The organism is Pseudomonas sp. CH235 (genome assembly GCF_004368175.1).
In the GTDB taxonomy this organism is placed as follows: Bacteria; Pseudomonadota; Gammaproteobacteria; order Pseudomonadales; family Pseudomonadaceae; genus Aquipseudomonas; species Aquipseudomonas paraglycinae.
The window spans coordinates 41,474-61,392 of sequence record NZ_RRZJ01000002.1; the positions used below are offsets into that span (position 1 = coordinate 41,474).

A 19,919-nucleotide genomic window follows, 5' to 3' on the forward strand; every position below is an offset into this window, starting at 1 on the left:
ATCAACGGTCCACAACAGGCACAGTCACCCCCTTGCTAACCGAAGTACCGCCGGGGTTTTCCAGGGTGACCCGAAGAGAAACCTGCTCAGAGGTTGAAGTCGGCGACCAGGAGTGCGAGTACTTGCCCTGATTGTCGGTGCTTGATTCCTGGCTTGGCTGTCCATTTCTGGAAACGAAGACTTTCCTGTTCGCCATAGGCTGGCGGGACCGCGTTGCCACAATCAGCGCGGTCATTGTGGTGTACGTGTTAACGAGCACCGGACTGATCGAAGCTGTCACAGACTCGATATCTGCATGGTCAGGAGAATCAAGCGGATCAAGAACCTCATAATTCAAAGTCCCGGATCCGCCAGATGTCTCCTGGACATAGGCAGCCAACTGATGCAAACCAATTTGCGCAGGCATCTCTTGCATCATTGCCAGTCCATTTTCATTGGTCATGGAGGTGCGCGACTGCGAAGTCGGGAAACGCCAAACCACCGGTACGCCTGGTGCAACTCCCCCGTGTCGCTCATAGCGCACTCGGGCCTGTGCTGTCATGGTCTCACCCAGCCAAAATCTGGTTTTGTCACTGGCCAGCTCTGCAACGACCAACTCATCCGGCGGGGCTGACAGTATCAGCGACTTCACATTGTTACCGGCCAGACCGCTTCGAACCGAAGCGATCAATCGCGTTTCACCGGGCACCCTCCAGAACTCGATCGTTGCCTTGCCTTGAGCATCAGTGAATGTCGAAGGCAATATTTGTTCACCCTGCCGCCAGCCCACCTCGATCCCTGACAGCGCCTTCTTGCTAAGAGCCGAAACCACGAAAACATGCGCCGACACTTTTTGCCCGGGATTTCCGCTCGACACATCAACGACCAAATCTTCAATCTGGCACGGTTCGTTCATTGAATAACGAAAGTCGACTGAAGCCGAATCAGCGCCACCGGCAACAGAAGCGGTGACGATACCTGGACCCGCGACTTCGGGAACAAAGCTGATCTGCGCAACCCCCCGATAGTTGGTGGAAGTCACCCGAGACTCCTGCTCCGACAACTCCCACCGGATCGGTAAACCTCTCATGGCCTTTCCGGTCAACACATGGGTTACGGTGACTTCAGCGTTCACTGTTGCTCCCCAATCAACGACCTCAAGAACACTACTGGTCGAGGTAATCCGGGCGACAAGGGCTCGACTTCCCAAAGACAGGGGCTGAACAGGAGAACGTTCCAGCAAGCGAAAGGCAGCCAACTGCAAAGACACACTGGCGTCCTTCACATCTGCATCCTTGAGCTCAAAATCCAGCCCCCGCTCATCCAGCGTGTGGAATTCACCCAACACCCGATTGAATTCGAGCCCGACCTCACTCCGGCCGGGATTAACCAGACCCAGCGCTAACTTTTGATCAAGCAAGGGGCTGCCATCCCTCGCAAAAAGCCGGAAACCGAAGGCCTCACCGCGTCTCGGAAACAACGCGTTGGCTGCCCACACATACCGCTGTGAAGCGCTCACGGAAACATCCGGATCCAGATCCAGATCCAGATCCAGATCCAGCCAGGGATCCGTTGCCAGGGCAGTGAGCTGCGTCCGGGTTTCCGCCGTTGACCCATCGTAAGGATTCGAAGCAACAGCAGTGATGAAGCTTATACCGGCCTGACTCGGCAGTGCATCGTGCCGCGCCCAGCCATCGGCATCTGTCCGTAAGGAAACCGGCCCGGCACTCCCGGTCTGCACCGCGATTTCTGCCCCCTTGACCGGCTGATCATTGAACGCCGAGCCCAAGCGAAACTCGACCCTGGCACGCTCGCCCTTGCTCATGACGGGATCAATGGCAGGACCGCGCGTGGCCAGAATCTTGAGTTTGTGATGGCCCAACTTCAATTGAGTCTGCGCCGTCAGCGACTCTCCATCGATCATGATGGTAGCGGTCTGAGTCATCTCGACATCGGCTGTGCTGTTGGTGAAATCCAGTTGCCTGCGCGCACCACCCGCCGTCATGACGACATCCTCAGTCAGTGGTGGGTTGACCTCCATTCCCGGTGCCAAGGGTGTGATGGCCATTTTCACAGGCAGCCCATGCAGTGCGCTGATCCCATATGGCATATACATCGACTGGTGAGACGTCCACAGGCAGGGATACAACCTGTCGTTACCCGGTTCAGCTGAAACATGATCAAGCATCGCCCGGACCTCACTGGCGAGATCGGCGGCCAGCAGCCGCAAGGGAAACTCGCACTTTTCCGGCAAATGGGAACTGCTGAACGCCAATGTCGAGAACCCGCTGAGATCGGTGCCCGAGGTGATGTGCCACTCAAGGCCGAAAATAGTCATGACCCGAGGAACATCGACTTGCGGGTCCAGCTGAAACCCCGGTAAAGGGGGCGTATTTGCATTCCAGTGCAGTGCAATCGACTTGCCGATAAAGTTGCTGTTCGCAACGGGATCAATCCGCAGCTTGTGCACTCTGCCACGCCGACAGACCACACCCTGAATCAGTCGATCAATCGGTTTCCCGTCCAAAGAGAAGTTGACCTGCTCTTTCCATGCGCTGGTGGGCAAAGCTTTGACGGCGAATGAATGTTCATCCACTGGCGCGTCTTCGTGGCGCTGTACCCGCGCGACGATATTCTGGTCACCGGCATTGGCGGGCAAGTAATCCACGCTTGCCCAGCCATCCACGCCCGTGAGGGATGTGACTGTACCCTTCGGTGTTTCAAACTCGACTTTTACGTTACTGACAGGCTGTCTGTCGCCCTTTTGCACATTCACCATGCAGGTGACGATTTCGCTTTCGTCCACCATCGGCAACTTGTTCGGCCCCCAGGTCTTGCCGATCTCGACTCTGTTGTAAGCCAGCGACAGGGCATTGCCTGGCGATAAATGCTGCAACCTGGAACAACCGAGAACCCAATCAAACAGGCCGTCGCGCTTGTCCTCGAAGGTCGTTGTCCAGAGGACTGTACCGTCAACTACAGGCGCAGGAGCCCCGAAGTTCGGTTGAGCGGTTGCTCCGACGTCCTCTTGTGAATCACCATTTGCCCAGATCAGGAAAAAGTTGGCGGCAATCAGAGGATGCTCCGCAGTAATATCCAGATTGACAGGGAATGACTCACCGCGTTCCGGATAGCGGGTCTTCTCCCCCCAGACGGCCGCTGCCCCACCATCGAACCGAGCCTGTAAGGTTTTGAACGGATCGATAGCAAACGCCCGAACTTCGAAGATATGCGTCGCTTCGCCATCGTCGGACAAAGGGCTGGCAACCGAGGCGATAACCCTGCTCACCCCCTCCTCGGTTGGCGTGCACAGATAGGTCGCTCGACCTTGAGCATCGGTGGGTGCCCGGTGCAAAACCTTCCCGGCCTTATCCTCTGCCCGCCAGACCACCTCACTCGCTACCGGTGCCTGGGTATAGAAGGATCTGACCTGAACCTGCAGCTCCACCGATTGGTTGTACTCGATGACCGGGTACGTCTCGGCCTGTTTGAGTACGAACAGCTCCAAGAGGTGATGCCCCCAGGAAACCAATAGCGGATACGCTGGCGCCGAGTATTTGCTGTAAATCTTCGCCTCCAGCTCATAAGGTTCTTTGCCTGACGGCTGCGGACAATCCAGCAGCCAGTCCAGACTGATGAGCTGAGATGTTCCCAACTCGGGCTCGGCGGTAATGGCCTCCAGCGGGTTATCTTCAATCCACAGGCTGGCCTCGAGATTTTTCCAGACACTCTGCGGATCAACCTTAAACAAAACCCTGTGATGTTGATCCCCGGTAGCCCCCAGGCAGATCGGCACAACGTTGCCCGCGTCGAAACGTTTGCCATCAATGAGAACGGCCCCCCCCCCCAACTTCGGAAGATTCAGCTTTATCTCTATCCCGGTCAGACGAATTTCCACAGAGCTGGGTTCGCCCACACCCCTTGCCGGGCTGCTCAAATTAATCTCCAGCTCATCACCCGCTTGTAAATCCAGGCTGTCCGGCAAATCCTTGCGCATCTCGGTCAGATCAATCGCCAAAGGATCGACATCCTGCAACCCTGTCTTCACCGGCAATTCGATTTCGAACTTTTCGTCACTCCCCCTCTTGTTTACAACCACTAGCCCGGGCGATGACAAATAGGTGGTGTCGTAAAGAAGACGCAGGCCATAACGGACCTCCGCCTGCTGTCCGATCGGCACGATCATCCTTTGCCGAACCGCCGCGCGGTGGGTTAGCGCCATGTACGATACGTTACCGTCGTTCCGGATTTCGACGCCCCCCGGATTGGCCACATCGTCCCAGTGGTCATAGCCCTCAGTCATGTCGCCGTTCATCACGAAATTGTGATCCGTGTCGATGTCGATTTCGTTCATGATTGAGTCCTCTTGGCCTCGACCTTGCGCTCAGCTTCGTTCACCAGTTCCTGCACTTTTCTGGAAAAAGCCAGATCCCCGACCTTGGCGGTGTAAAACACCTTGATCAGGATATCGGTCAGCGATGACAGCATCGGCTTTTGGTTCAAATGCCAGGGAAATACGATCCGCCAGCGCGAAACGACACCGGTGTTTTCGAACGGCAGGGTCATGCCTTCGTCAGCTCTGAGTGATACCACACCGGTATCATCCAGCCCGGTGGACAGGGAAACCTGCTGCCCACTGCTCAGGTTGATCAGCACATCGACAGGCGCAACGCCTCCACCGGAGTGCAGATATTCCAAAGACTCGATCGACGGTTTTGTAGCGATATAGCTGCCGACCTGTATCAGTTTCACCACCACATTTTCGAAGGGCCCGGTGAGCACCGGCAGACTGACTTCGACACGAGAAATCTGGCGGCAGTAATGATCGTGGTAGTCGCGATCGAACAGTAGCTGGATCAGCTCGAAATCCAGTGCGCCCGTTGCCAGCAAGTGGTCCAGCGCATCAGTCCAGTTGTCAAAACCCTTTGGCCGGGTCGCCGGATCATTGAACAATCGTTGTAGTGAAACGGTCTTGACGATCTCCTGGCGTCGCTCATTGCGTTGCAGATATTCCGACCGCATTCGCAACAAACCGGCCTGCAATGTCGCGCCAGCCGTCAAGCCGCGCCGCTGGTCGCTCCAGACATCGGTGTTCAGTTGATAGGCATCGAACTCACAGGTTTCCGCCCGCAAGGCTGTCTGGGCACTCCGGCACAGAGCAACAGCGGCGTCATACGCCTGAAAGTGCAAGGTCTGCAGTTGCCCCATCAACCACTGGTAAAGCTCCAGATTGGTCGCCCGGGTCTGCAGGAACTCGAACAGTCTGAGCGCCTGGCTATTCGCGGCAAGGGTGTGTTCCAGATTGATCCTTGCTGCATTGATGGCCCGTTCCTGACCTGCAATCTGGGCACTGATCGCATTCTTTTCAGTATTGGCCTGTTTACGCAGCAACCACCAATCCTCTCGGCGACGACGATAGCTTTCGGAGGTGGCCGTCTTGTCGGCACTGGCGCGCTGCACGTCTGCGGCCATCCGAAAACCAAATCCCACGGCACTGACCAGATAAGCCGGCTCATGATTGCCATTGGACAATCCAAAGATTTTGGGGAACGCATGGATTACCGCTGCCCCCATCTCAAAGCCAGTGGCCAGAGAAGCGAGGCCCGAAGCGGCTTCAACATGCTCCATGACTTTGAACTCATCGGGAGAAATGTGCTTGTCGTACAGATCGGCGTAGTGCAGCTCTCGCTCTTCGGCCATGGTTCTGCTGTGCTGCAACGCCGTAAGGCCCTCGACCTCACGTGCTATGGATTCTTCCTGTGCCCGACGAGCGAATTCGCCAAGCTCAGTCAAATGGCGTTGCTGCAACGTCTCCTGCTGGACACGATCCTGCTGCTCAAGCAGACGCTGTACTTCGTTCCCCAGCTCCTGCAGGTACTGCACCATCTGCAACGCTGCATTGAACAGTACGTCCCAGCGATAGACCGCAACTCGCAACTGTCCACCCATCGGTCGCACCGGTCCCGCCTTACCGGCTGCCAGGCGATTCAACAACTCACTTGGATCCATGGCGGTAAAAAGAGGGATGGATGCAAGCTTGCCGTCGATTGTCCGACCATGGCGAATGTTGTCGATACGCTGATCAGGCAGGTCAAAGAACGTCAGCAAACGCGGGCTGACCGGTATATTGAAAGAACGCGTGCCGTACACACCCAAATACTGAGTACGCGCAGCCCTGACCGGTAAATCCTCTGTTCGCAGCTGCAATGTCGTTTCAAACTCCGCGAGGGCCGGTCGGGTCTGCATCTCTCCCACAAGTTCACCAAGTTCCTTTGCAACCCAGCGATTGACGCTACGGGTATCCGGCCTGGCTCCCATCAGCGATCGGGCCCGGACATACTGCAGCTTGGCGGCCGTCAGGCTGTCCCGCGTCATCTGGCGATAGAGCCAGTCACCCCAGGCGATGAGGTTGTTCACATACTCGAGGAAAATCACGACCTTGTAATGCCAGGGCGATGAATAGGCGATGGCATCCGGATCCCCCGGTGCGAAGACTTCATAGCAATAGCAGATGTCGGGCTTTTCCACGTCCAGAGGCCGGCAATGCCAGTATTGCGGCCTTGCCGGGGTATCACCCTGCGCCGGTTTAGCGGGCGACTGCGGCTCGAATATGAAATGCAGCCAGCGCTGGGCCGCCTCAAAACGGTTCTCGTCACGCAGCCGGACGGCAATCAGATGTGGCAGGTGAAAAAACAGCTCCCAGAAAAACAGACCATTGGCACCATCGAACGGACCGTTCGGCTCGACCTGGCTTTCGGGCAAAGGCGGCTCCTTCGGAAACTGCGTCGCCCAGTCCAGCAACACGCCGATCGATACACTGGAGCGCAACACCAGTTCGTGACCGATCAACGTATTGAGCCGGACGTATTTCAACTTCAGAACGTTTGCCGGTTGGTTGAAGGCCAGAAACTGGGCGCCCTGCGCATCGGTGTCATGGATGTACGGTAGAGGTCCATGATCACCGAGCGTGGCGGGGACTGTCAGGACGAGGGTTCGCTCACCGTAGTCTGCGGCGCCTGTCAGTTTCACGGTGAGCGTGCTGCTGTTGAACCCTGTTCGCTTGATCTCCTGCCATTTCGTTGCCCATCCACCGGAACTCGAGTAACTGGCAGTAACTGGGTCCGGGTCACCACCAGTGGTGAATTCGACTTTCAGCGTGAACTCAACGTTCGTGCCACCGCCACGTGAGACATGGGCACAATGCCCCTGAACCCAGAGCGAGTGCTCAGTAGCGCTGTTACGCACGATATAAGCCTTGATCCCCAGGTACTCGGCCAGCGTGCCGGGCTTGGTGATCTCACTGTCAACGGCCGGAAACAGCTTCGGCTGCATCTTTTGCTGAAGCGTACGGCGCTCGACAAACAGGTGATTGGCCAGGTAATCCATGACCGCCGTTTCGTCCTTCACTTTGCGAAACAGCGAGTCACGGGTTTCATAGATAGCGACAGACACCACAGACGACGTACCGACTTTGGGCTCGGCATTGGTCACATGTACCGCCAGCCTGCCCTTGGGATACGAGGTATCGATCTCGTCGCGCAAAATTACCGCGACCAGCCGGCAACCCTTCGAAACGTCCTTGTCCGTCTGCAGCAGATGCAAGCGAATGGGTGGCGACCAGCTGTCGTCCAGCGCGATGAACGCCACCATGACTTCCAGCTCATGGAGGCTTTGCAGTTGACCCGCGTTATCGAAAACACCCGGGCGCCATTGGACCCAGACCATGCACGCCCGGCCTTCCCAAAAGACCATCCGACAATCCAGCACAGTGTCATCGGTGGGAATGTCGGCAGATTTCCATTCTCGCCAGTCAGTCGGGTTGACCGATGGCGAGTCGAAGGCGAGTTTGATGTTCGCTTCACGCCAGAACCAGCCAAAAGGTGCAACACGTTGCCTGCCCACCAGGTAATAATGCGTCTCCAGCGGATTGGCCCCATCCAGATAACCGGTCTTGACGTTCAGATTGCACGTTTCTTCAAAGCTGCGCAGGTAGCGCTGAGCGCCCTTGAGCACCGAATCGTCAGTGATCGAGGTCTGATTCACATAACTCTCAAGAGCCCTGAACAAACCGGTTTTGCGGATGCGCACATAAGGCGTGATGTAATCCTCAGGTGTGCACAACAGCAGCATGCTTGCCGACCACGACCCGTAACTGCTGGCGAGATCCCACTCTTGCAGAAGGTCAGGATCGAACTCCCGCCCGTCGTACCCCGGTTCAAATTTCTGCAACACCGCAAAAAGGTAGGACTGCAAACAGCTCCTGGCCTCCGCCACCCACGAGGTTTCAATTTCGTCGCTGTCCAGCGGATCGGTGCGCAGCCATTCCCAGAGGTCATCCGCCGATTGGGTATTCATCGGAAAGGGATGACTGGCCTTGTCATGTTTTGCGTGAAGACAGAAATCAATCAACGCATTGCGACGCAGGGCTGACAGCTCACCTGAAGTTTTGTTGAGCATCACCATCTCCTGTCACTGTTTGCGTTGCTTGCGGGGCGCCGGTACTCGCCGGCGATGAAGAAGGTTTTCGACAAACCACACTTCCCGGAATTTAACGGACGTCGAGTTTTGGGCTGTCGCTGTAACCTTGACGTTGACCCGCTCGGTACCGGTGAATGTCACCTCGGTACGCCCCTGTTGATCAGTGACAGTCTCGATCTCACCCTGAGGCAGCGGATCGAGTTTCCAGGTCACCGAGGCGCCTGCGATGGGGTTGTCGTAGTCGTCCAGGACAATGGCGCGGTAGGTCACCGGCGTTCCGATCAGCACGGTGCTGTCGGGCACGGGGAAAGGGTTTTGGGCTCTCAAATGGAGTGTGGCCATATCCGGCCCGATTTCGATCCTCGGTGCGGCCGTCTCCTCACCCAGATCCAGCCTGAAAACGGGAGTGACGCTGCCCATCCGGCTGTCCGGGAAAAACTTCACCGTCGCCGTGCCGTTGACGTCGGTGGTGATCATTGAAGTTTCAAACCGGCCCAGCGTGGTGGCGCAATGAACATTGACGTTCAATCGCGCCTGGCCTTCGCGGTTCTTTACCGTTACGGTAAATTCGGCAAATTCGTCCGGTTTGTTAGCGATCAACCTGACGGGGTCGGGCACCGTCGTCCAGTGCACGATCACGTCCAGCCCCACGGCCATGACGTCGTCAGCGTAATTCGGTTCGGTCGTGGTCGTCAGGCTGGCTCTGACAAGGTCTGCGACGTACTCATAGTCGGCATATTCGCTGTCCGGTGGCAGCTTCCCGAGCTCGAGGAGTGTCCTGGCACTCTGACCGGTCTTTTGGGCAAACAAGCGAATGCGTGTCAGCACATCGAGCTGTTGCAGGGTCACGACCAGGCCTTTCGACGGATTCACATGGGCAGCGCAGATGCGCACCTCATCCACGCTCCAGTTGAACAGCTCGGCGAGCCACTTCGCGGCTCGCTCCTGGACCAGCTCAAGCCCGTGATTGCTCAGGTTGGCCGGCAGCGCGTTAACGCGGCGCAGATAGTCAACCAGCCTCGTTTCCGGCTGATCACTCATGCCCAGGGCACGTTTGTAGACTGTCAGGTAATACAACGCTGAAAGGTCGAATGCGTCGACCGAGTGCAGACCGAACCATTCGCGATACCCGGTCGCGATGAAGTGAGTGAGAAATTCACCGCTGAGTTCCAGCCTCGCGACCACGGCGCTGCGTCTCGAGAACTCGGCCAACACCTGCAGAACAGGATCGCTCGACGGGTCTTCCCGCCGCAGCACAGTAGCGCTGTCCTTGGAGGCTTCCGGCAATCCGAGCACCTGAGCCAATACGAAATGCACATTTGCGCCGGACCAGCCAAGCACCTGCAGAACCAGATCCGGCTTCAGACCGCTATAAGCAGCCAACCCCTCCTGAACCATACTGTTCTGACTGGCGCGGCAACGCAGCACCACCGCCAGAATCAGCGCCACCAGACCTGTATCGAGGCTCCCCGTCTCCAACAACACGGCCCGCTCCGTCATTTCCCGGGCGTGGGCTTCGTAGGTCTGATCCGCTGACTCAACAAAATCACGAATCAGTCCCTGTTCGTCAACCAACGCCCTCAACGCCCGCAGCCACTGGCGATTGTTCGACAAGGGCTCGATACCGGCCATTTTCAGTACATCTTCCGTCACCCGAGCCACCGGGACCTGCCGACGCCATTGATCAAACAACGAGAGTTGTCTTTCATCGGGCCGGCTCGGTGGCCAGGCTGTTGCTTGTTGCACCACCCAGTGCACCGGCAACTGCGCGGTCCGGGCCCATTGCACGCCATCCATCAAGGCATGCATCACACTCAGTACGTCCGGCTTACCCGCTGATTGTTGGTTGTTGATCTGCGGCACGCCGGCCAGTGCGTTCACCCAGACCTGACCTCCCGTCAGATTCAACAACAGGACCGCCTCGATCGGAGTAATCCCCAGTAACCGGGGCAGCCTGACCATGCGATAAAAACCGGACACGATCGGCAAGCTGCACTTGAGTTCAGCCAGGCCGTGAGCGGCGGCAATCAGGTTGGCGAGGTAAAAATAGGTTTCCAGATCAATACCCAGGCCTGCGCACAATTGCTTGACCGTAATCAGGTCGGCAGCGGTCACGGGAATCACCGGGAAGGATCGGTCATCAAGTACCAAAGGACGAGAACCGGTGGCACCACTGTTGAAAACTCGATCGTATTGGGCACGCTCCGTGCCGCGCCCGAAAACGCAAAGCGGCCCGATAAAGGCGGCGAAGTCTTCTGCGGTGCATCCAAAGACCTCCCGCAGTGCCTGGAACAGCCCGATAGCTCGCAGAGTATTGCTTGTGATCCAGTAGCGAGAGGGGGTCGGCGGGGGCACTTCAGCGAGCATTGCCGCAACGATCAGTCGATCGGTTTCGTCACTGGCCAACCGCAACCAGTCAGTCAGTCGCAATATACGATTGGCACGATCAACCCGCTCGGAATGGTCGGGCTCGTCGGGCTCGTCGGGCCTCCCCATATTCTCGAAACGATTGAGAAGGCCCGAGTCCGTTTTGACAATGGTAATGGACGGGGTCTTTGCCTCATGAACAAAGACAGACCCATGGTCCTTGCCTGTAACAGGGCCCGTGACGACACCCGGCGCATTTTCGGACAGGAAGGGAGTGAAACCTTCAATCGAAAGCAATGCCTCAAGCGCCGGCGTATCCAGCTTCGTTCTTTCATTGAAAACGTGGACGAGCCTCAGATTACCAATCGAAATTCCCTTGAGACCGAGGTATTTCTGGTAGAACTCGTCGCCCCCGTCTGGAAAATGACTCGCCTCGGTCAGGATTGTCCGCTGTGATGGACTCAACCGTGAAGCTTGAACGAGGGCGTCATCCGACTTGTCGCTCCACGGTGCCGAACGAAGAAAGCACGGATACTGCAAATCGCACAGACGCACCACGCTGCCCACCGATTCGCCATGTCCCTTCAGTACATGATCGAGCGTAACCCAAGGCCAGTGAAAGGGCAGTTCCCGAGGAAAGGCCTTCTGGTTCAACGCCTCATCGAGGTTTTGAATGGGCCCCTGCGTGGCGGTGATGAAGTGCTCCATGATGTGGCTGATCACTTCCACCGACGGCACTGCACCATGGACGGCCTTGACATCGATCAGCAGTTTTTCGAGATCCGTACGCCGGCCAACCAGCGGAAGGTCCTTGCCATCGGTTTCCCCCAGCCGATGCAATGCCCAATGCAACAGGGCTGTCAGATACGCCGCAGGCGAGTGAATGGCTTCGATCGCATCAGGCGGGCATAACGCGTCGAAGTTCGGCTTGAACAACAAGGCGTAAGTCGGACCGTTATTGAGCCCCGAACGCGCAACAGCTCTGGCATCTCTGGCAGTCAACTGGTGTTCGATGAACTGCCGCAATACCACGGTCGACAGCACATTGAGGCGCTGCTGGAACTCCCCGGCCTGCTGCCGGTTCAGGCCAAAATCGTGCATCAACCCGTCGACGCCTTTCTGCGCCAGTACGGCAACCGATCCCCCCGCCTTGAAAAAACGTGTCAGAGCCGTCGTGGACGAGCGCTTGGGTTTACCGACCGCTTGAGTGAACATCTTCTGAGCGATCTGAGCGGGAGAGCGGTACATGTGGATGCTCCTGGGTCTGAAACGAGTTCCAGTAAAGGAACGGCGCCTTTCGCATGGTGCCTGCAAAGGATTTGGCGTCATCGAGCGGGTGGCGTCTACTGTCAGAACTGACAGTAGACTTGACCTTTGGTCGGATTAAGCCTGACTTGGCGGTTCGTCAGGCGGCGCGACATCGAATCGCTTGCTGTCCGCTGGCATGGAATGTTTTCCACCCACGACCTGTACGGCACAGGCCCATTGCGGGCCAGCAGGCAGATTTCGCTCCGATATTCCGGCCCAACGTCCGCCGTTGGTCACAAGAGACTTGGCATGTTTATCCTCGGAGTCATACCAGGCGACCACATCAACCTTCGGACCCGCCAGAGCACCGCCTGCGAATCTGGGCGTTGCTCCCTCCCACTTGCCCTCCGACGGTTCGTTGAATGAGGGTGGGGGCGCAAGGCGCTGCAGGGGTCTTGCCTCGGACCAACCGGAGTGGAACTCCCCCTTGCGCTGCTCGGTGACGAGTGAAAGGTCGGTGCCGGTCCCTGGGATTTCGATCCGGCAAAACCATGTCCCGTTTTCCTGGACCTTGGCCTGCCCCAGCTCCGCACCACCCGGCAAAGCAACCACGACGGTATCTCTTGCGTATCCGAACCCGCAGATCACCGCAGTACGTCCGACAGCCTCACCACTACCTGGCGTTTCAATGTATGCCTTGTCGGGAACGATCGTGACCTGCACATCCTCGCTAAGTGGCGACTCCTGATCCTTGAAATACTGCCTGGCTTTCAGTACGCATGGCCCCACTGGCCGTGTGAAATTCTGTTTGAAATATCCATCGCCAAAATGCGGATAAATACGAAAGGGAACGCCGTCGAGATACACATCGACCTCAGTCCGGACGAATCCTTTCCCTGCTCTGGCATAACCTTCGACCGTGAATGTACGGGGGACCGATGTTCTTGTTGTTGGAAAGTCGATCCTTGGCGCATACAAAACCACTTTGAAAGCGACCGAAGTGCTGGGCAGCGATTGCAAGTCACCCAGCACCTGTATGGCGAAAACGGTTTGGGTCAGGTAGTCGAGTTCCGTGAGCTGTACCGACCAGGCATTCCCTGTTGCGAGCGTCTCTCCCAACCGGTCGAGGGTCACGAAATCGAAAACGCTGATCGTGAAGCCGTCGATCCCGCCGGTGCCGTGCAATACCGGCAAATGATCCGTTTGCCCACCGGGTGGTGGGGTGATCACCGGTACGCTCACCGCTATATCGAAGGACATGGACACCGGATTAGAGGTTTGCCCGCCGAAAGTCTGCGTGACCGTGACCAAGTGCCTGCCGGGGCGAAACGCCGTGGGGCGCTGGAAGTCCCATTGCCCGTTCTTGTCCGTATCCGTAACCGGATAGGGGGTAGTATCGTCGCTGAACTTGATCGTCAGCACCGCTCCCGGCCAGCATTGGCCAGCAACCGTTGCAAACAAGCCGTTCGGGGTCACTTTTTCGATAACGGCAGGGGGGGCGGAGATGACCACCGAAACAGGCGGTTGAACCCTTTCCGATTGCAGCATTGTGAACCACTGAATGGCCGTAACCTGATACGTACCAGGAGCCCAGCGTGCTGTTGCCGTGCTGGTCCAGGTCGTATCTTCGGAAACGTCGACGATCGGCACGATCGCGGAGCTGGCGCCTTCCAGTCGGACCTCGATTCTGGAGGCCGGTTGACCGGACCAGTTCCTGCCCGTACCGGAAAACGTAGGAATGCCGTCCGGGCTGACGCGCACACTCAATGTTGGACGAGGAACAGGCACCACGACCGTGGTGCCCTCCGATATCCAGTCCGAATAGATCGGCTGCCCTACACCGTCGGGCACACTTTGTCGGCCACCGATCAGCGAAGTACCCGGCAACCAATCGGGAAAGAACACCGACCAGGGAGACGTTGTCACGGTAAAGGAGTGGAGAGGCGTCCCGTTGTTCACGACGTGGAGATAGAACGTCGCACTGATATGTCCGACACCTCCGAGGGTCACCTTGCCTTGGGCATCGACCTGTACCGTCAGTTTGCTCGGTTGCGGGGGTTTTATTTTAAATGGCCGATAATCGCTTCGATCGGAAGGCACTCCCAAAGTCTGCTGGGCAGTAAGGCGGACTTCGCCGGGAGCGATACTGGCCGGGATAACGACCGGTACACTCCAGTCATTCCCTGCTACCGATTGAAGAGAGCCAACCACCGCATCATTCAGATCGAGATGGATCCTCATGATGGCCCCGACCTCGCCCCCGGTGCCGCTGACCGTGAATGAACGGTTCTGTTCTGATTGGGCGGCGGGTTGGGTAATGACAGGCAATCCGGGCAAAACGAAAACAGGCACCTTGTCGGACCATGTCGTTTCCCCGGCATAGTCCTGGCTTACATGAAAAGTGAACCGCCCGATGGGGAGCGGTGTGGTCAGCCGTATGCTCCACTGTCCGCCTTGGGCCGTTCCAGATCCATAGAGAATCACCCCACTATCAGCCTCGTAGACCTTGATTGTCGCTCCCGAATGGCCCTTGCCATTGATCACCGGTTGACGCTCTCGCAGCGAGTCACCGGATTTTGGAGAGTCAATGGTGACAGCAGCCACCACCAGATTCACAGTGACACGGTTGGACTCGTCTGAAACAGAATTCCGGATAGTCTGTTTGGCGTAGAAAGTCAGCGTCTTAAGGCCGGGGGGAAAGGCGACAGAGGCAGTCCAACTTCCATCGGTCGCAATAACCGCAGTAGCGAGTTGAGCACCGCCATTGGCATTATGCAGGGTGATAGTTCCAGCGTTAGGAATGCCTCGCGTGCCGGTAACCGTGAATGGAGTCGTTGCCACATTCCCTGAGGGGCTTGTAATGACGGGCGTGGCGGGCTTGAAGGTGAGGACGATGTCCACATCCATTTCTACGTCACTGGCACCAGATCTGTCATAAATGTATTTGAAGTAAACAGTGGCGCTCCCGCTCGGTGAATTAATCCACCCGGTAGCTTCCAGCGTATTCCACTGGCCGTTTTGGTTACCTATATCATTCCAGGTGAAATCCCATGTGTTCTGACTGCTGGCTCTGACATATAAGTTGCCCTTTGTCCCTCCATTAGCCTTGGCGTTATAACGTGATGTTCTGCACTTGAATTGACTACCGTCCGCAGTAAATTCACTGAAAAATTCCAAACTGCACCAATAGGCAGTGCCTGCAACGGTTTTGTACGCTCTGATCTCTTGTCGTTCCTCCAAAACTTCATCTGACTGGATGAATGATGGCAACGTCGAAATGCTCGTGTCTGGAACATCATTTTCAATGGTGCCTTCTTCATGATCTTCCATAACCTGCTCCTCGACGGGATGTATAGGACACGAGCTGACCGTTCTCATTAATGCCAATTCGGTTATGGCCGACACCTGTAAAATCTGACAGTCCCGACAAACGGTAACTCTTCCCACAGCCCGGTTCGGCAGCGTCCTGCAAGTCGTAACAACGGGCTACGACGGCTTGTGCCATTGCCTACAAATCACTCAGAATCCGCCGGCTTGTGCGCCTTGGCGTTGCCCCGTAACTTGATCCGTGTCGCTGCCAATCAGCGGCCGGGTTTAGTCGCTCGGGCAGGTATTACGAAAGGTGTATAAGCGTCATCAAGTCGGGTACTCCCTATCCCCGCACTCGATGGTGGCTGTACGCAGGGCGCCCTCGGGCGCGCCGGTTTTTCGTAATTCCTCCCGGTCGACTAACCTGCGTTCAGCCGCCACCCCTCGTTTAGTCGCGAGGTGGTGGCAGGCCCACTAGAGGATTTACGTTTATGTTCAAAGCAACTCCAAATCCACCACTGGACACCGACCCAACAGAACCGTCCGATCAACCCGATCCGGTCTCCCCCTACGCCTCCGTCGATTCAAAGAAACTCCACGACGCCGCTCACCGGGCTCTGGATTTCTACCTCAATCCCTCGCCCGAAAAACCGCGCAATTCCGTGGATCGCCGCATGCAGATGTTCAAGGTCGATCCCGAGATCAACCCCGAAGCCATCGCCATCCAGACCTACGAAACCTTTTCGTCAGTCAGCATCCTGCTGCTCGACCTGGCCGACAGCCTGGACGACAAGCCGCGGCATCTGGCGATGGCGATCTATCAGTTGAGTGAGTTGGGGTTGTTGCTGGTGGAGAAGACGCTGGATAACGAGCGGGCGATTGCGATAACCGCATAAGAAAAAAGGCCACAACCTTCGTCAGGTTGTGGCCCTTTTTTGTTTTCAGGCCGAGGCCGGCAACGGCTGAAAACTGAAATACTGCTTCAACGCCTCGACCAGTTGCCCATACTCGGGCGGTGTCCGGTACAGGCTGAAGCCGGCGTCGTAGTGTCGGGGGGTCGCGTCTTCGTGGCACCACAGGCAACAAGCCGTCAGGTCGATAACCTGCTGACAACCCTCGCCCAAGGGGATTTTCAGGCGCAGGTTGAACTCGGCACCGATCATCATCGGCAACTGGCTGATGAGCATCAAACCGTCTTCGGACACATTGCCCAGAAAGCCGATGGGTTTGTCGGTGACGCTGTTGAACACTCGCAGAAAATACGGCAGCTGATGCCGTTCGATTCGACGGTCGGTAAACATACTCAGTTCGCCATGCAAGGCTCCATCACAGAGCCGCACTCTCGCTTCGGAACGGACCTGTGCGTCAGGTTCGCTCTCCCCGCTCCCGGTGTGGCGCTCGCCACGTGCATCTCATGCCAGTCGCAGGTGTTGCGCCGGTACAGAATTCGATCTGCACCGGTTTCATTCGACTATAGCTCACCCTATACAAGCAGCCAGCTTTTGTATGACAACCGCCATCAGAACCGGGTTGGACGGACCACGGCGGCAGCGCTGCGAGTCGGGTAGTGACCCAGGCTCTGCAGGGTTTCCAGACGCGCGCGGGCGCGGTAGGCGTATTCGCTGTTGGGGTACGAGGCGATGATGAACTGATAGGTCTGCGCCGCATCGACGAACATTTTCTGCCGCTCGAGGCACTGGCCGCGCATCATCGACACTTCCGGCCACACGTAAGGGCGGGCACGGCTGGCGCGTTCGACCTTGGACAGTTCGAGCATCACTTGCTCGCAGTTGCCCCGGTCGTAGGCGCTGTAGGCGTTGTTCAAATGATGGTTCATCGACCAACGGGTGCAGCCCGAAGCGGCGAGGACGCTGAGGGCAAGGGCGGCAATGGGCACGAATCGCATGGGGGGGGTTCTCCTGTCTTGTGCTCTGTATCGACCCCTGGTCGGAAATCTTCAGGCGCGTTTGTCCCAAAGTTGCCGTGTTCAATAAAGAAAGTATTAAGTAGTGCAAACGAACAATGACTACACCCCAAGAGCATAGTAGCCTTCGCTGGCGCTTGAACTTGAGGAGTCTTTGCATGTCCGTCCGTCGTACCAAAATCGTCGCTACCCTTGGCCCGGCCAGTAACTCGCCGGAAGTTCTCGAACAGCTGATTCTGGCTGGCCTGGACGTCGCCCGTCTGAACTTCTCCCACGGCACCCCCGACGAGCACAAGGCTCGCGCGAAGCTGGTGCGTGACCTCGCTGCCAAGCACGGCCGCTTCGTCGCCTTGCTGGGTGACCTGCAAGGCCCGAAAATCCGAATCGCCAAATTCGCCAACAAGCGCATCGAGCTGAAGATCGGTGACCAGTTCACCTTCTCCACCAGCCATCCGCTGACCGAAGGCAACCAGCAGGTGGTCGGCATCGACTACCCGGACCTGGTCAAGGACTGCGGCGTGGGCGACGAGCTGCTGCTCGACGACGGCCGCGTGGTCATGCGCGTTGAAACCGCCACCGCGACCGAGCTGAACTGCGTCGTGACCATCGGCGGCCCGCTGTCCGACCACAAAGGCATCAACCGTCGCGGTGGCGGCCTGACCGCTCCGGCCCTGACTGAAAAAGACAAGGCCGACATCAAGCTCGCCGCTGAAATGGAAGTCGACTACCTCGCCGTGTCCTTCCCGCGTGACGCCGCCGACATGAACTACGCCCGTCAACTGCGCGACGAAGCCGGCGGCACCGCCTGGCTGGTGGCGAAGATCGAACGCGCCGAAGCCGTGGCCGACGACGAAACCCTCGACGGCCTGATCAAGGCTTCCGACGCCGTGATGGTTGCCCGTGGCGACCTGGGTGTGGAAATCGGCGACGCCGAACTGGTGGGCATCCAGAAGAAAATCATTCTGCACGCACGCCGCCACAACAAAGCGGTGATCGTGGCGACCCAGATGATGGAGTCGATGATCCAGAACCCGATGCCGACCCGCGCCGAAGTGTCCGACGTGGCCAACGCCGTGCTCGACTACACCGACGCCGTGATGCTGTCTGCCGAATCCGCTGCCGGCGCTTATCCGCTGGAAGCCGTGCAGGCGATGGCGCGCATCTGCGTCGGCGCTGAAAAGCACCCGACCAGCAAGACCTCCAGCCACCGCATCGGCAAGGAATTCGAGCGCTGCGACGAGAGCATCGCGCTGGCGACCATGTACACCGCCAACCACTTCCCGGGCGTCAAGGCGATCATCGCGCTGACCGAAAGCGGCTACACCCCGCTGATCATGTCGCGTATCCGTTCGTCGGTGCCGATCTACTGCTTCACCCCGCACCGCGAAGCCCAGGCCCGCGCGGCGATGTTCCGTGGCGTGTACACCGTACCGTTCGACCCGGCTTCGCTGGCCCCGAACGAAGTCAGCCAGAAAGCCATCGACGAGCTGGTCAAGCGCGGCGTGGTCGAGAAAGGCGACTGGGTCATCCTGACCAAGGGCGACAGCTACCACACCACCGGCGGCACCAACGGCATGAAGATCCTGCACGTGGGCGACCCGCAGGTCTGAGTGACCGGTTGCTGAAAACGAAAAGCCCCGCCATGTGAATGGCGGGGCTTTTTCATTTCAGATTGATCGTTCCCACGCTCCGTGTGGGAATGCCTCAATGGACGCTCCGCGTCCGCTTCGGCATGGGACGCGGAGCGTCCCGGGCTGCATTCCCACGCAGAGCGTGGGAACGATCGGTGCACGGAGTGCGGCGGCGGTCGGCGGTCGGCGGTCGGCGGTCGGCGGATATCTCAATGGCGTTTGATGAACCCGGTCAACGCCGCCAACGCCTCCGGCGAGCGCAGCCGCTGGGTGAACAGCGCGCCCTCCTCCTCGATCACCTTGCGGATCAACTCGCGATCCGGCGCGCGCATCAGTTGCTTGCTGATGCGCACCGCCTCGGCCGGCAGCTCGTCAAACCGCAGCGCCATCTCCCGCGCCTTGGCCAACGCGGCTTCGCCACTGCCCAGCGCCTCGGTTGCGATGCCCCATTGCGCCGCCTGCTCACCGGTGAAGCCTTCACCCAGCAACAACAGCTCCGATGCCTTGGCCTGCCCGAGCAAGCGCGGCAGGATCAGGCTGGAACCGAACTCCGGGCACAAACCGAGGTTGACGAACGGCATGCGCAACCGCGCATCCCGCGCCACGTACACCAGATCGCAATGCAGCAACAGCGTCGTGCCAATCCCCACCGCCGCCCCGGCCACGGCGGCAATTACCGGTTTGCGGCATTCGAGCAGTTCGAGCATGAAGTGAAACACCGGGCTGTCGAGGTCGCTCGGCGGTTGCTGGATGAAGTCGGCGATGTCGTTGCCGGCGGTGAAACACTCAGCGCTGCCGGTGATCAGCACGGCGTTGATTTCGGGGTCGTGATTCGCCTGTTTGAGCGCATCGGCCAACTGGCTGTACATGGCGCGGGTCAGGGCGTTTTTCTTGTCGGGACGGTTGAGGCGCAGGGTCAGCAAACCGCGTTCGCGGTGCAGCAGGATGGCTTCGGGCATGGCAGGTCTCGCGTCTGAGAATTC

At 58.0% G+C, this 19,919-nt stretch carries 9 protein-coding genes; 2 read left to right on the forward strand and 7 right to left on the reverse strand.

Features of this window, described 5'->3' with window-relative positions:
• Position 1: 1 nt before the first annotated feature.
• The 4 genes from EIY71_RS02460 to EIY71_RS02475 all read right to left on the reverse strand — a co-directional run bounded on the left by EIY71_RS02460 (position 2) and on the right by EIY71_RS02475 (position 15,402).
• Positions 2-4,333, reverse strand: a complete 4,332-nt coding sequence (locus EIY71_RS02460) for a hypothetical protein (protein ID WP_134020358.1) — start codon at positions 4,331-4,333, stop codon at positions 2-4.
• Positions 4,330-8,436, reverse strand: a complete 4,107-nt coding sequence (locus tag EIY71_RS02465; protein WP_102687234.1) for a neuraminidase-like domain-containing protein — start codon at positions 8,434-8,436, stop codon at positions 4,330-4,332. The genes EIY71_RS02460 and EIY71_RS02465 overlap by 4 nt, the downstream gene beginning before the upstream one ends.
• 12 nt (positions 8,437-8,448) lie before the next feature.
• Positions 8,449-12,072 (reverse strand): Tc toxin subunit A, encoded by a 3,624-nt coding sequence (locus EIY71_RS02470; protein ID WP_158247727.1) that lies wholly within the window; start codon positions 12,070-12,072, stop codon positions 8,449-8,451.
• A gap of 135 nt (positions 12,073-12,207) precedes the next feature.
• Entirely contained in the window at positions 12,208-15,402 is a 3,195-nt protein-coding gene (locus EIY71_RS02475; RefSeq protein WP_134020361.1) for a hypothetical protein, read from the reverse strand.
• Between the two features lie 470 nt (positions 15,403-15,872).
• Here EIY71_RS02475 and EIY71_RS02480 point away from each other — a divergent pair, with 470 nt between their 5' ends.
• Positions 15,873-16,277 carry a DUF6124 family protein gene (locus tag EIY71_RS02480; protein ID WP_134020364.1) on the forward strand — a complete coding sequence of 135 codons (405 nt, stop codon included), beginning with the start codon at positions 15,873-15,875 and terminating at the stop codon, positions 16,275-16,277.
• Between the two features lie 45 nt (positions 16,278-16,322).
• Here EIY71_RS02480 and EIY71_RS02485 read toward each other — a convergent pair whose 3' ends face one another.
• Together EIY71_RS02485 and EIY71_RS02490 are read right to left on the reverse strand one after the other, a co-directional pair.
• A complete protein-coding gene (locus EIY71_RS02485) occupies positions 16,323-16,682 on the reverse strand; it encodes a PilZ domain-containing protein (protein ID WP_007951248.1) in 360 nt (119 codons plus the stop codon).
• 218 nt (positions 16,683-16,900) lie between these two features.
• Positions 16,901-17,287, reverse strand: coding sequence for a tol-pal system YbgF family protein (locus EIY71_RS02490; RefSeq protein ID WP_011335675.1), 387 nt, complete (start codon positions 17,285-17,287; stop codon positions 16,901-16,903).
• 176 nt (positions 17,288-17,463) lie between these two features.
• Here EIY71_RS02490 and pyk point away from each other — a divergent pair, with 176 nt between their 5' ends.
• Positions 17,464-18,915 carry a pyruvate kinase gene (gene pyk / locus EIY71_RS02495; protein ID WP_007951250.1) on the forward strand — a complete coding sequence of 484 codons (1,452 nt, stop codon included), beginning with the start codon at positions 17,464-17,466 and terminating at the stop codon, positions 18,913-18,915.
• A gap of 230 nt (positions 18,916-19,145) precedes the next feature.
• On the opposite strand, the gene EIY71_RS02500 is transcribed toward pyk, so the two are convergent.
• Complete coding sequence (locus EIY71_RS02500; protein WP_102687231.1) at positions 19,146-19,895, reverse strand: enoyl-CoA hydratase-related protein; 750 nt, start codon at positions 19,893-19,895, stop codon at positions 19,146-19,148.
• Between the last annotated feature and the right edge of the window lie 24 nt (positions 19,896-19,919).